This is a genomic window from Allobosea sp. GW821-FHT10B12 (assembly GCF_059415545.1).
In genome coordinates this window covers 996,539-1,010,401 of sequence record NZ_JBWKNL010000001.1, presented here as the reverse complement: position 1 = coordinate 1,010,401, position 13,863 = coordinate 996,539, and the positions used below count along the sequence as shown (strand labels likewise).

The 13,863-nt window shown below is 68.2% G+C and carries 9 protein-coding genes; 3 read left to right on the top strand and 6 right to left on the bottom strand.

Going from position 1 to position 13,863, the window contains the following annotated elements:
- Window positions 1-17: 17 nt before the first annotated feature.
- The gene (locus AC07O0_RS04830) at window positions 18-2,183 is read left to right on the top strand and encodes a PAS domain-containing sensor histidine kinase (protein WP_494620504.1); all 2,166 of its coding nucleotides are present in this window, start codon (window positions 18-20) and stop codon (window positions 2,181-2,183) included.
- 168 nt (window positions 2,184-2,351) lie between these two features.
- Window positions 2,352-4,073 (top strand): GGDEF domain-containing protein, encoded by a 1,722-nt coding sequence (locus tag AC07O0_RS04825; protein ID WP_494620503.1) that lies wholly within the window; start codon window positions 2,352-2,354, stop codon window positions 4,071-4,073.
- Between the two features lie 13 nt (window positions 4,074-4,086).
- Here the strand turns inward: AC07O0_RS04825 and AC07O0_RS04820 are convergent, their stop codons facing one another.
- From AC07O0_RS04820 to AC07O0_RS04805, 4 genes are all read right to left on the bottom strand, one after another.
- A complete protein-coding gene (locus AC07O0_RS04820) occupies window positions 4,087-7,041 on the bottom strand; it encodes a bifunctional [glutamine synthetase] adenylyltransferase/[glutamine synthetase]-adenylyl-L-tyrosine phosphorylase (RefSeq protein ID WP_494620501.1) in 2,955 nt (984 codons plus the stop codon).
- 43 nt (window positions 7,042-7,084) lie between these two features.
- On the bottom strand, window positions 7,085-8,602 hold the full coding sequence (locus tag AC07O0_RS04815) for a HAMP domain-containing sensor histidine kinase (protein WP_494620499.1): 1,518 nt from the start codon (window positions 8,600-8,602) through the stop codon (window positions 7,085-7,087).
- Window positions 8,586-9,269, bottom strand: a complete 684-nt coding sequence (locus tag AC07O0_RS04810) for a response regulator transcription factor (RefSeq protein WP_110490698.1) — start codon at window positions 9,267-9,269, stop codon at window positions 8,586-8,588. The genes AC07O0_RS04815 and AC07O0_RS04810 overlap by 17 nt, the downstream gene beginning before the upstream one ends.
- 188 nt (window positions 9,270-9,457) lie before the next feature.
- Window positions 9,458-10,693 (bottom strand): trypsin-like peptidase domain-containing protein, encoded by a 1,236-nt coding sequence (locus tag AC07O0_RS04805; RefSeq protein WP_494620497.1) that lies wholly within the window; start codon window positions 10,691-10,693, stop codon window positions 9,458-9,460.
- Window positions 10,694-10,888: 195 nt separating this feature from the next.
- Here AC07O0_RS04805 and AC07O0_RS04800 point away from each other — a divergent pair, with 195 nt between their 5' ends.
- The gene (locus AC07O0_RS04800; RefSeq protein ID WP_494620496.1) at window positions 10,889-11,404 is read left to right on the top strand and encodes a hypothetical protein; all 516 of its coding nucleotides are present in this window, start codon (window positions 10,889-10,891) and stop codon (window positions 11,402-11,404) included.
- Window positions 11,405-11,410: 6 nt separating this feature from the next.
- On the opposite strand, the gene AC07O0_RS04795 is transcribed toward AC07O0_RS04800, so the two are convergent.
- Together AC07O0_RS04795 and AC07O0_RS04790 are read right to left on the bottom strand one after the other, a co-directional pair.
- The gene (locus AC07O0_RS04795) at window positions 11,411-11,872 is read right to left on the bottom strand and encodes a cytochrome c-type biogenesis protein (RefSeq protein ID WP_494620494.1); all 462 of its coding nucleotides are present in this window, start codon (window positions 11,870-11,872) and stop codon (window positions 11,411-11,413) included.
- 5 nt (window positions 11,873-11,877) lie between these two features.
- Window positions 11,878-13,860 carry a heme lyase CcmF/NrfE family subunit gene (locus AC07O0_RS04790; protein WP_494620492.1) on the bottom strand — a complete coding sequence of 661 codons (1,983 nt, stop codon included), beginning with the start codon at window positions 13,858-13,860 and terminating at the stop codon, window positions 11,878-11,880.
- Window positions 13,861-13,863 lie beyond the last annotated feature (3 nt).

Here is a 13,863-nt window from a genome sequence, read left to right as displayed (position 1 = left end):
AAGTCATTCCGGCGCTGGTGGCCGGCTTCGTCCTGCTCCTCGCGCTCGGTGCCTACATTCAAACCAGTGCACTGCGCGACGATGCGCTCGATGATGCAGCAATGGACCTCGAGGCGCTCGCCGCGTTGCTTGTGCGCGAACTCGATCTAGCCTCCAAAGACGACAAACACCCCGAGACCGCCCTCACGGCATTGACGACCAAGCATATCGCCGGCCGCGGCCGCATCGCCTATGTCAGCGACGCCAGCGGTCGCCTGGTCGCTGGCGAGCCGACGATCGGCGCGAGCGAGCGCAGCCTCACCGACCTGCTCGGCCCCGGGCAGGCGCTCACCGTCTTCGCCGACCGCGCCGGCGTGATGCCGATCACGCTTCCGGGCGGGATCGAGACGCTCGCCACCGTCCGCAACCTCGCCGCCCCCCTCGGCCAGGTCGCGGTGCTCCACCCGGTGAAGCGCGCGCTGTCGACCTGGGACGAGCGGCGCCGCTCGATCCTGGTTTTGTTCGGCTCGGCGGCGATCGTGCTCGCCGGCATCACCGCGGCCTTCGTCCTTCAATCCCGGCGCGCCCGCGCCGCCGACGAGGATTGCGATTGCGTCCGCGACCGCATCGACACGGCGCTCAGCCGTGGCCATTGCGGCCTGTGGGATTGGGACCTCGCCCACGGCCGGATGTACTGGTCAGATTCGATGTACGCGATGCTCGGCTACGATCGCACCGGCGAGTTCATGTCCTTCGGCGAGGTCAACGCCTTCATCCACCCCGAGGACGCCGACCTCTACGGCCTGGCCGATGCGGTCAGCCGCGGCGAGACCAATCATCTCGACCAGGAATTCCGCGTCCGCAACGCCTCCGGCGAATGGGTCTGGCTCAAGGCACGGGCCGAGCTGGTCACCGACCGCCGCACCGGCGCCCAGCATCTCGTCGGCATCGTCGTCGACATCTCCGAACAGCGCCGCATGGCCGCCCGCACCGCCACCGCCGATGCCCGCCTGCGCGACGCGGTCGAGGCGATCTCGGAAGCCTTCGTGCTCTGGGATGCCGAGCAGAAGCTCGTGCTCTGCAATGCCAAGTACCAGCAGCTGCACATGCTGTCGCCCGAGCTGGTCAAGACCGGCACGGCCTACGAGCAGATCATGAGCCACAGCGCCCAGCCGAGCATCGACCGCGAGCCGGTCCGCAGCGCGCGCGCCGGCTCCGGCAGCCAGTCCTACGAGGCGAAGCTCTCGGACGGGCGCTGGCTGCAGATCAACGGCCGCCGCACCAAGGATGGCGGCTCGGTCTCGGTCGGCACCGACATCACCATGCTGAAGCAGCAGGAGGAGCGCCTGACCCGCTCCGAGCACGAGCTGCTCAAGACCGTCACCGACCTCAAGGCCTCGCGCCAGAAGCTCGAAGCGCAGGCGCAGCAGCTCGCCGAGCTGGCCGAGCTCTATTTGGAGCAGAAGGCCGCCGCCGAAAGCGCCAACCGCGCCAAGTCGGAATTCCTCGCCAATATGAGCCATGAGCTGCGCACGCCGCTCAACGCCATCCTCGGCTTCTCCGAGATCATGGATGACGGGCTGTTCGGCCCGCTCGGCTCCGAGCGCTACGTCGAGTATGTCCGCGACATCCGCTCCAGCGGCGGCTACCTGCTCGCGGTGATCAACGACATCCTGAACATGGCCCGGATCGAGGCCGGCAGGCTCGAACTCGAAAAGACCGATGTCGCGCTCGACCTCGTGGTCGGCGAAGCGATCAACTGCCACCGCGAGGCGATCACGCACAAGCGGCTCTCGCTCACCAGCGATCTCGGCAGCGATCTGCGCCTCGAAGCGGATGCGCACGCCCTCTTCCAGATCGTCGGCAACCTCGTCGACAATGCCATCAAGTTCACGCCCGAGGGCGGCAAGATCGCCGTACGCGTCAAGCCGGCGCCCGACGCGCTCAACCTCTATGTCGAGGACAGCGGCATCGGCATCCCGCGCGAGAAGCTCGGCCGGATTGGGCGCCCGTTCGAGCAGGTCGAGGGCGATCTCATCCGCAGCCATGGCGGCTCCGGCCTCGGCCTCGCCATCGCCCGCTCGCTGGCCGAGCTGCATGGCGGCTCGCTGCGGATCCGCTCGATCATGGGCTCGGGCACGATCGTGATGGTCCACCTGCCGCTGCGGCATCATGCCGACGGAGCCGTCGCGGAGGCGGCCTGACGGGCGCGCGAGCGCCGGCCGCCGCCCGAGATGGCACGAAATGTCGCCGCCATCTTAGGCATCGCTTAACCGCGCACCTTGACGAAGCCTAAACTCGCCTGCGGCAAGCCTCGATCTACGACGCTCATATCGGCGGCTGGCCGGGGGGTCTCCACGAGGCGTGGATCGATGCAGGCCCAGTTCAACACAGACCATCCGCGAGCCGCTCAGCGAGCCGGCTGGGCACTTGGACGCTCGGCGGCCGTCACCATCGCCTTCCTCGCCCTGATGATCGCCCTCGTCATTTCCGGGTTCGCCTATATCGGCCATCAGGAGATCAGAGTAGAGGAGGTGCGCAAGAGCACCCGGACCCTGCGCGTGGCGCGCCAGGCCGTGATGGAGACCGGCGCCGCAGTCGCCGATCTGATGATCAGGCGCGACAGCGAACCCAATCTGCTCAGATATGCGCAGGCGCTCAGCCGCCTGAATACTTTCGGCGACGACAGCTTTCCCGAAACCGCGGTACGCGGAACCGAGGAAGTGTCGACACAAGTGATCGTAACCGCGCTCAAAGCCGGTTGGGCCGACATCGTTTCTGCCATCTCGGCGAAGCAGCCCGACATCGCGCAGTCGCTCTATGTCGCTCGCGGGATCGAGCGCAACGTCACGATCCTGACCCGAGCAATCTTTACGGATTTGACCAGGAAGGAGGCCATCGAAGCCTCGCTCAACAGCAATATCACGCACGCGACGAGCATCGTGCTCGGGCTGCAGATTCTGACCGGCGCGTTCTGTATCCTGGCCTTCGCCGGCGCCTCGCGCAGCAGTACGCGGGACGCCAAGGCACGCGATCTGGCCGTCGCCAATGCCAACTCATCACGCGAGCAGGTTTCGCGTCTGTTCGGGATGACTGAAATGCTGCAGAGCGCGCTCGACCACGGCGACGCCAATGCCGTCCTGCGCGCGACTGCGGCCGAACTCATTCCCGATCTCGGCGGCGCGCTCTACGTCTTCAACAACTCGCGCGACCGGCTGGCCCTCTCGACGACATGGGGGCGCGAGGATCTCGAGGCGCTGCCCGACTCGATCGGACTGCAGCAATGTTGGGCCCTGAAGCGCGGCAAGCCGCACGCCAACCGACCCGGCTCGCACAAACTCTGCTGCGAACATCACATCGTCAGCGATCATGCGCTCGAGATCCCGATGATCGCACGCGGCGAAATCCTCGGCCTCCTCCAGCTCTACTGCAGCGGCCCCGAGGCGGATCAGCGGCTCGAAGCCGCCGCCGGCATCGGCACCGCTCTGGCCGACGCCATGTCGCTCGCACTCTCCAACATCGCCCTGCGCGACAAGCTGCGCAGCCAGGCCCTGCGCGACCCTCTGACCGGTCTCTACAATCGCCGTTACATGGAGGATGCGCTCGAACGCGTCGTCCGCCTGGCCGAGCGCGAGAGGACCGAAGTGTCGGTCATCATGATCGATCTCGACCACTTCAAGCGGCTCAACGACCAGCACGGCCATGCCAAAGGCGATGCTGTATTGCGCGATGCGGCCGCCGCGATCATCAACCAGTTGCGCGAGACCGATATCGCCTGCCGCTATGGCGGTGAGGAACTCATCGTCGTGCTGCCCAATTGCGGGCTCGACATGGCAGCGGCAAAGGCCGAGCGCATCCGGACCAGCATCGAAGCCCTGTCGGAGCTGAACGGAGCCCAGGTCTCCGCCTCCCTCGGTGTCGCCTGCGTCCCGGTGACCTCGAACTCCAGCCGAGACCTGCTGGCCAACTCCGATGCGGCGCTCTACCGCGCCAAACAGGAGGGCCGGAATCGGGTCGTGCGCGCGCCGTCGCAAAAGACCAAGGGCGCACGAATGGAGCAGAGCGGCGCGGCCGGCTCTCTCGCGGCGGAGTAGAGCGCAGCGCCGTTCAGGACGCTCGCCCCGTCCCCAACAGACGCCGGAAGATGGCCCTCACGGCAGCGCGCGTCTCGTCGAGTTCGGCCTTCAGCATCTTGGCGTCGGGCAGGCCGACCGCCGTCGCGATCCGGCGCATCACCCGATCCGGCACAGCCTTGGCATCGAAACCCTCCTCCACCGCGAAGCGCTGCCAGAGCTGGACGTCACCGATGAAGCGGGCTGCGCCGGCGAGCCGCTCGGCGTCCTCGGAAGGTATGACTCCGGTGTCGCGCGCCGCGGCGAAGACGCCCGACGTGGTGCGGGCAAGCAGTTGCGGATGGCCGTGGCCATGGGCGAGCACAAGGTACTGCGCCAGGAAGTCGAGATCGGTCAGCCCGCCGGCTGCGAGCTTCAGGTCCCAGGCGTCGCTCTCGCCCTTCTCCTTGGCGATCAGCGCCCGCATCTCGGCGACGGCAGCGGCGACCTTGGCCGGCTCGCGCTTGCGCAGCAGGATCTGCCGGATCGCGGCTTCGACCTTCTCCCGCAGGCCGGCATCTCCAGCGACGACGCGGGCGCGGGTCAGCGCCATCTCCTCCCAGATCTCGGCTTCGCCCTGATGGTAGGCCTCGAACCCACCGAATTGTGTCGCTACCGGGCTCTTGTTGCCGGAAGGCCGCAGCCGCATGTCGACCTGATAGAGCGTGCCGCGCCTTGTCGGCACGGTCAGCCCCGCGACGAGGCGCTGGGTGAAGCGGACATGCCAAGTCACCGGGTCGAGCGGGCGCTTGCCGTCGCTGGCCTCGGCGTCCTCCGGCCGGTCGTAGAGCAGCATCAGATCGAGATCGGATGAGGGGGTGAGCTCGCCGGCGCCAAGGCGGCCCATGCCGAGCACGACCGCTTCCGCTCCCGCGACAAGGCCATGATCGGCGGCGAAGGCGGCGCGGGTATCCTCGAAGGCGACGCGGATGCAGGCCTGCGCCACCGCGGCATAGCCCTGCGCCGCCTGCTCGGCGTTGACCACGCCGGAGAGCAGCCGGGCTCCGACCAGGAAGTTCTCCTGCCGGGCGGCGTCGCGCATGCGGTCGAGCCCGTCCTCGACGCTGGGTGGCGGCGTGCCAACCATGGCACGCACGCGCTGCGCTACCCGCTCGGCATCGTGGCGGGGGGCGCTGAAGGCGGGGTCGATCACCGCGTCGAGCACATGCGGATAGAGCGCGGCGACCCTGGCGAGACGCGGCGCGCTACCAAGGATCTCAGCGAAGAGCTGCAGCAGGGCTTCATGCGAGCGCAGCAGGGTCAAAAGCTCGACCGCCGCCGGCATGCGAACGAAGGCATTGTCGAGATGGGCGAGCGCGCCGTCGGGGTCGGTGGTGCGCCCGAGCGCGACGAGCAGCGCCGGCGTCAGCTCGGTCAGCACCTCGCGGGCGCGGGCGCTGGTGACGGCGGCGCGGCGGCCGAAATGCCAGCCGCGCACCGTCTCCGCTGCGGTCGCCGGCTGGCGGAAGCCGAGCTTGCCCAGCGTCGCCAAGGTCTCGGGGTCGTTCTCGGTCCCGGTGAAGGAGAGCGATCCGGCCTCGCTGGCGAGGCTCGGTGCATCCTCGAACAGCAGGGCGTAGTGGCCCTCGACACGCCTGGCATGCGCCTCCAGATCCTTGCCGAAGGCCTTGGCGGAGGGGTAGCCGCAGAAGCGGGCGAAGGCGTCGAGATCGGCAGCGTCGGTCGGCAGGGTCTGCGTCTGCTCGTCATGGCGCATCTGCAAACGGTGCTCGATGGTGCGCAGCCAGCAATAGGATTCCGTCAGCTCGTCGCGCGCCTGCGGGCTGATCCAGTTCTCCCTGGTGAGTTCGCCGAGCATGTCGAGGGTGCGCGGCCCGCGCAGCGCCGGGCGCCTGCCGCCGAAGACGAGTTGCTGGGTCTGGACGAAGAACTCGATCTCGCGGATGCCGCCGCGGCCGAGCTTGACGTTGTGGCCGGGCAGGCTGAGCGTCTCGAAGCCCTTCACCGACTGGATCTGCCGCTTCATCGCATGAATGTCGGCGATGGCAGCGAAGTCGAAGTATTTGCGCCAGATGAAGGGAGCGAGATCGGCGATGAAGCGCCGGCCGAGTTCGAGGTCGCCGGCGACGGGCCGCGCCTTGATCATCGCGGCGCGTTCCCAGTTCTGGCCGACCGTCTCGTAATAGGCATAGGCGGTCGGCAGGGCGACGGCGACATGGGTCGAGCCGGGATCGGGGCGCAGGCGCAGGTCGACGCGGAAGACATAGCCGTCCGGCGTGCGCTCCTGAATGATGCGGGCGATCTGCTGGGTCAGCTTGACGAAGAAGCTGGTGGGCTCGCCGACGCCGGCGGCCTCGGCCATCTCCGGATCGAAGAAGACGACGATGTCGATGTCGGACGAGTAGTTCAGCTCGCCGGCGCCATGCTTGCCGAGTGCCAGCACGACAAGGCCGGAACCCTTGCCGGGTTCGCTCGCATCGGGAAGCTCGATCCGGCCAAGGCCGGCGGCCTGATGCAGCGCATGCTCGCTGGCGAGCTTCACCGCCATGTCAGCGGCGGCGCTGAGAGCGGCAGTCACCATCTCGACCGGCCAGACGCCACCGATATCGGCGAGCGCGATCAGCAGCGCCATCGCCTGACGGAAACGGCGCAATTCGCGCATCAGGTCGGCGGTCGCGGTCTCCGGCGTGGCGAAGGCGGCGATCCTCGCCAGCAGCGCGTCGCGGCGCTCCTCCGGAGCGACTGTCAGCGAGGCGAACAGCCCCTCCGGATCGCGCCGCATGATCTGGGTGAGGAAAGGCGAATGCGCCAGGATGCCTGCGACGAGCGTGGCCGAGGCCTCATGGCCCGCAAGATGCGCGACGAGCCGTTCACCGGCCTCGGCATCGAACAGGCGTTCGATCAGCTCCTCGCGCCAGAGCGCCTCGACCTTGCCGCGGGCGGGCAGGACGGGCGCCGCCTTCAGGCGTTCGCATAAGGGCTCGCCCACACTGACCTCCGCGTCGACCGGCTGAGCGAGCCTTAGCCCTTCATCAAGCCGACTGGAACCCTGCCCCGTCCGGCTGCGATGTCGAGCCCGCAGGCGCCTCCACGGCAGGGCTGTCCACAGGAGGAGGACTGACCGGCAGCGACATCACGACATCGAGCCCTGGCGCATTGTCCGACAGGCGGATCGCGCCGCCATGCAGATGCGCTACCGCCGAGGCAAGCGCGAGCCCCAGTCCGAAGCCGGGCTTGCTGCGGCTCTGATCGAGCCGGACGAAGCGCTCCAGGACGCGGCCGCGATCAGCTTCCGGGATGCCGGCGCCGTGATCGGCAACGCCGAGCTCGATCCTGTCGTCGACCCGCCGCGCGGTGACTGCGACGGTCGCCGGCGCATCGCCTTCCGGCTTGCCGTATTTCAGGGCGTTGTCGATCAGATTGGCGAGCGCCTGGCCAATCAGCTCGCGATTGCCGGTGAGCGACAGGCCGGGCTCGACGGAGGCAGACAGAGTGAGCCCTGCCTCCTCGGCCAGCGGCTCATAGAGCTCGGAGAGGCCGTCGACGATCTCAGCGAGGTCGAGCGGCGCCATACTGTCGCTGATCTGGCGGGTCTCCAGCCGCGCGATCATCAGGAGAGCGTTGAAGACGCGGATCAGCCCGTCGGCCTCCTCGATCGAACCATCGAGCGCCGCGCGCAATTGCTCGGGCGATTGCGCCGTGCGCAGCGCCTCCTCGGCACGGTTGCGCAGGCGCGTCAGCGGCGTCTTCAGGTCGTGGGCGATATTGTCCGTGACCTGCTGCATGCCGCTCATCAGTTCGCCGATGCGATCGAGCATGGCGTTGAGATTGCCGGCCAGCCGGTCGAGCTCGTCGCCGGTGCCGGCGATGGCGAGCCGGCCCTTGAGGTCGCCGGCCATGATCGAGCGGGCCGTGTCGTTCATGCCATCGATGCGCTTCAGTACGCGCCGCGCCACGAACCAGCCAGCGAAGCAGCCGAGCACGACCACGAGCAGGACCGACCAACCGGCGGCACGCTTGATCACGACGCGCAGGCGCTCGCGCTCCTCGACGTCGCGGCCGACCAGCAGGCGGAAGCCCGCCGGCAGCATGAAGACGCGGACGATGGCGTGGTTGGTCTGGTCGAGCGCCTCGGAGGAGCGGGCATACTCGATCTCGCTCTCGCCCTGGCGATCGAGCGTGCCCGGCGGCAGCGCCTCGATATTGCCGGCGATGCGTTCGCCCAGCGGGGTGGTGACGAGATAGAGCGAGGCGCCCGGCCCGCGCGAGCGCCGCTCGATCACCTGGACCAGCCTCCGGATGCCGCCGAGGCGCTGCTGCTCGGCCAACCCCTGGATCTCGGCGTCGATGGTCGAGCGGATCTGGTCGTCGAGCAGGTTCTTGGCGTTCCAGGCGACATAGCCCAGCACGAAGATGGCGAAAGCCGCGAAGACGACGAGATAGATCGCCGTCAGCTTGAAGGCGGTGGTGCGGACGAGATGCGGCAGGAAGCGCAGGCGGCCGGAAGGCTGCGGCGCTTCGCTTACCCTGCCATCAGCGAGCTGTGTCACGGACCATGTATCCCGCGCCGCGGATGGTGTGGATCATCGGATGCTCGAAGCCCTTGTCGACCTTCGAGCGCAAACGCGAGACGTGCACGTCGATGACATTGGTCTGTGGGTCGAAGTGATAGTCCCAGACGTTCTCAAGCAGCATGGTGCGGGTCACGACCTGCCCGGCATGCTTCATCAGGTATTCGAGCAGGCGGAACTCGCGCGGCTGCAGCACGATCTCCTCGCCGGCGCGGGTGACGCGATGCGCCAGCCGGTCGAGCAGGAGATCGCCGACGCGATAGGTGGTCGGCTCGGAGGCCGGCGCGCCGCGGCGGCGCGAGAGCACCTCGACGCGGGCGAGCAGCTCGGAGAAGGCATAGGGCTTGGGCAGATAGTCGTCGCCGCCGGCGCGCAGGCCCTTCACCCGGTCGTCGACCTGGGCGAGCGCAGAGAGGATCAGCGCCGGCACCGTCTCGCCCTGCTCGCGCAGGGAGCGGATCACCGAAAGCCCGTCCATGCGCGGCAGCATGCGGTCGACCACGAGCACGTCATAGCCGCCGCCCTGCGCCATGGCGTAGCCCTCCAGGCCATCGGGGGCGTGGTCGGCGACATGGCCGGCCTCACGAAAGGCCTTGACCAGATAGGCGGCCGCTTCGGCGTCGTCTTCAACGATCAGGAGTCGCATGACTGCAAACTAGCCCAACGAAATGAAAAGCGGCAGGCCGGAGGTGACGATCCGACCTGCCGCCGTGACGGCTGGCATTCCCGGCAGGGGGCGACGTGACAGCCGGGAGAAACCATCCGCCTGGAACACGCTCTCGCAGATCAACTGACGCTACGCGCGAGAGCATGCCCCAACTTGGATGCCCCGGGTCAGGCCGCCGGCTGGCGGCCGACCTCGAAGGAGACCTCGCGCTCCTTGCCGTCGCGCCAGATGGTCAGGCTGGTCTTGGTGCCCGGCGCGAAGGTCGCGATCTTCTTCGACAGCTCGCGGGCATCGGCGATCTTCTCGCCATTGACGGCGAGAATGGTGTCGCCGCGCTTCAGCCCGGCCTTGGCGGCAGGACCATTGGCCTGCGCCTCGGCGATCAGAGCGCCCTTGGCATCCTTCAGGCCGATGGCGTCGGCGACCTCGGCCGTGACCGGCTGGATCTGCACGCCGATGAAGCCGCGGGCGACCGAGCCGTGCTCCTTGAGCTGCTCGACGACGCTCTGGACGGTGGCCGCCGGGATCGCGAAGGCGATGCCGACATTGCCGCCCGACGGCGAGTAGATCGCGGTATTGACGCCGACGACTTCGCCCTTCTGGTTGAAGGTCGGACCGCCGGAGTTGCCACGGTTCACCGCCGCGTCGATCTGCAGGAAGTCGTCATAGGGGCCGGAGCCGATGTCGCGTCCCTGCGCCGAGACGATGCCTGCCGTGACGGTACCGCCGAGCCCGAACGGATTGCCGACCGCGAGCACCCACTCGCCGATGCGGGGCTTGCCCGAGGCGAGCTGGACGAAGGGATAGTTGCCGCTTTCGTTGACCTTGAGCAACGCGAGATCGGTGCGCGGATCGGTGCCGATCACCTTGGCCGAGAGCGTCTTGCCACCATCGGTGACGAGCTGGACCTCGGCCGCATTGGCGACGACGTGGTTGTTGGTGACGACATAGCCGTCCTGGCTGATGAAGAAGCCCGAGCCCTGCGAGAGCTGGAGGCGCGGCTGCTGCTGCGGCCCGCGCGGGCCCATGCCCTCCTCGCCGAAGCGGCGGAGGAAGCGCTCGAGCGGATGGCCGGGAGGCAGGCCTTCGATACCGGCCGGGCCGCCCTCGTCATTGGCGCTGGCGACGACCTTGGCCTTGACGCGAACTGAGACGACGGCGGGCTTAACCCGGTCGACGACATCGGCAAAGGACGGCAGCTGCGTCTGCTGCAGGCCGGAGAGCTGCACCGGCTGCGCATTGGCGGCGCCGTGGGTGTTGAGGAAATTGTCGGCGAGGCCGGCCATCAGGCCGATGCTCAGCGTCGCGGCGCCGGCGACGATCGCGCCGCGCTTCAGGATCGAGCGGGCGGTGGCGGGCGTGCGAGTGGCGGTCTCGGGGGTGTTGTTCTCTTGGGTGGTCATGGTTCTCACCTCGATGCGGGAGGCAGGGCCTTCCCTGCTTCGTGAGGTGGACCATGACGGGCGGTGCCTTACCTGGATTTCGCCCGATGATGACAGTTTCGTAAGGTTGGCAAGGCGCTGGGCTAGGGATCGGCTTGACGCCGGCTCGGTCACAATGCTCCCTACTCTCGATGCGCGCGATAAGAGCAGGCCGAGATGAAACACGCGATTGGATACATGGCCCTCGCCGCATTGCTGCTCGCCGGGGACAGCGCGCTGGCGCAGGACCTGCCCGCCTATGAAACCGGAGTACGCCTCGCGCAGCGCCGCGGCTATGACAACGCCGATTGCTATGGGCGGGTCTTCGCCAGGCATGCGGTGGTCGTCGAGAAACCCGGCGGCCGGAGAAGCTGGTTCGCCGCCTCGACACAGGCCTACAACGCCGAGCTGCAACGCCGCTGCGGCGTCGACCGGCTCGGCGATCTGAGGCAGAAGCGACAGCAGTCAGGTCCAGTCACATCGCAATATCGTGGCGGTGCGTACCAGGCCGGCCTCAGGATCGCAGCGAAACGAGGCTATTCCGGCCCCACCGCTGCTTGCTTTGCACGGGTTTTTGCCAATCAGGCCAGCGTTGGCCCGTCCTCGCTACGTGCCGGCCGGATGACGTGGGGCGCTTATCTCACGCCGTCGATCAGCGGCGAAATGCACCGGCAGTGCGGTATCTCGGTCTAAGCCTGCTCAGGAATCGCCGCGCTTCATCAGTTCGTCCAGCCTCGCCTGCTCTTCGGCAGTGAGTGCAGCGCTGGCCGGAGCAACGCTCCGATTGCGCCTGCGCCAGAGGAAGACGGCTCCGGACAGCACGATCAGGAAGGGCGCCGCCCAAAGGGCTATCGTGCGCGCATTCATTGGCGGGCGCAGCAGGACGAAGTCGCCATAGCGCGCGACGACGAAATCGATCACGGCCCCGTCGCTGTCGCCGGCGGTCAACCGCTCGCGCACCAGGACGCGCAGATCCTTGGCGAGCGGCGCATCGGAATCGTCGATCGACTGGTTCTGGCAGACCAGGCAACGCAAGCCGGAGGAAATCTGCCGCGCGCGCTGCTCCAGCGCGGGGTTCTTGAGCACCTCGTTCGGTTGCACGGCAAGGGCCGGCGCAGAGAAGGCCAGCACCCCGACGAGAAGGAGCGGGAGAGCGCGCACCGGCTTCACTCGGCCGCCTGCGGCATCGCAGCCGGCACCGCCACGCGTCGCGGCGCAGCCAACCGGAAGCGCCGGTCGGTCAGCGAGAGCGCGCCGCCCGCCGCCATCACCAGCGCGCCGATCCAGATCAGCAGGATGAGCGGCTTGTCATGCAGCTTGACCGCGATCGCGCCGCTGTCGTCGGGCTCGCCCAGGCTGATATAGGCTTGCCCGAGACCAACGGTGCGGATGCCGGCTTCGGTGGTCGGCATGGCACGGGCCGTATAGATGCGCTTCATCGCCTCGACCGGCTTCAGCTCGCGGCCATCGGCGACGATGCGGAAACGCGCGGCGTCCTCGCGATAATTCGGCCCGGTGCGCGGCGTCACCGCCTCCAGCGTCACCGTGTAGCGGCCGCTGGTCAGGCTCTCGCCGACCTTGAGCATGCCGATCGCCTCGGTGCCCCAGGCGACAGCGGCGATGCCGATCACGCTGATGCCGACGCCGGCATGGCCGAGCGCCGTGCCCCAGGCCGAGCGCGGCAGGCCCTTCGCCCGCGACAGAATGGCCGACGCGCCGCTGGCACGGCCGACGACACGTTCGCCGACTTCCCAGAACGCGCCGACGACGAGGAAGACGCCGAGGCCGATACCGAGCGGCGCCAGCACCGGGCCGCCGCGCACGAAGGCGAAGATGGCCAGCGTCGTGGCGACGCCGACACCGAAGGCGACCTGGGCGCGCTGGGCTGCCCCGAGCAGGTCGCCGCGCTTCCAGGCCAGCGTCTGGCCGATCGGCAGCAGCAGCAGCAGCGGCACCAGCAGCGGCACGAAGGTGGCGTTGAAGAAGGGCGGGCCGACCGAGATCTTGTCGCCGGTGACCATCTCCAACACGAGCGGGTAGAGCGTGCCGATGAAGACGGTGGCGCAGGCCGTCGCCAGGAAGAGGTTGTTGACGACGAGCGCGCTCTCCCGCGAGACCGGCGCGAACAGGCCGCCCTGCTTCAGGAGCGGCGCGCGCCAGGCGAACAGCGCCAGCGAGCCGCCGATGAAGGCGATCAGGATGCCGAGGATGAACAGGCCGCGCTGCGGGTCGCTGGCGAAGGAATGCACCGAGGTCAGCACGCCCGAGCGGACGATGAAGGTGCCGAGCAGCGAGAGCGAGAAGGTCAGGATCGCGAGCAGGATCGTCCAGACCTTGAGCGCGTCGCGCTTCTCCATCACCACCGTCGAGTGGATCAGCGCCGTGCCGGCGAGCCAGGGCATCAGCGAGGCGTTTTCGACCGGGTCCCAGAACCACCAGCCACCCCAGCCGAGCTCGTAATAGGCCCAGTAGGAGCCCATGGCGATGCCGAGCGTTAGGAAGGTCCAGGCCAGCAGGGTCCATGGGCGGACGGCGCGGGCCCAGACCGCGTCGATCTTGCCCTCGATCAGCGCCGCGACAGCGAAGGCATAGGTGATCGAGAAGCCGACATAGCCGACATAGAGCAGCGGCGGATGGATGGCGAGGCCGAGGTCCTGCAGGATCGGATTGAGGTCCTGCCCCTCGCCCGGCGCCGGGACGAGCCGCCGGAACGGGTTCGAGGTCAGCAGCGTGAAGGCGAGGAAGGCGACGCTGACGCTGCCTTGCGCCGCGAGCGTGCCGGCCCGCAGCTTCGCCGGCAGCGAACGCCGCGACAGCGCGACCAGTGCGCCGAACAGCACGAGGATGAGGACCCAGAGCAGCATCGAGCCCTCATGGTTCCCCCAGACCGAGGTCAGCTTGTAGATCAGCGGCTGCGTCGAGTGCGAATTGGCCGCGACGTTCTCGACCGAGAAGTCGGAGACCACATAGGACGCCATCAGGCAGCCGAAGGAGAGCGCGACCAGCAGGAAGCAGGCGATCGCCGCGGCCGGGCCGACCGAGGCCAAAGCGGGATCGTTCCGGCTCACGCCCCAGAGCGGCACGATCGTCTGGACGACCGCGACGCCGAGCGCCAACGCCAAAGCGAAATGACCGATCTCGACGAACACAGG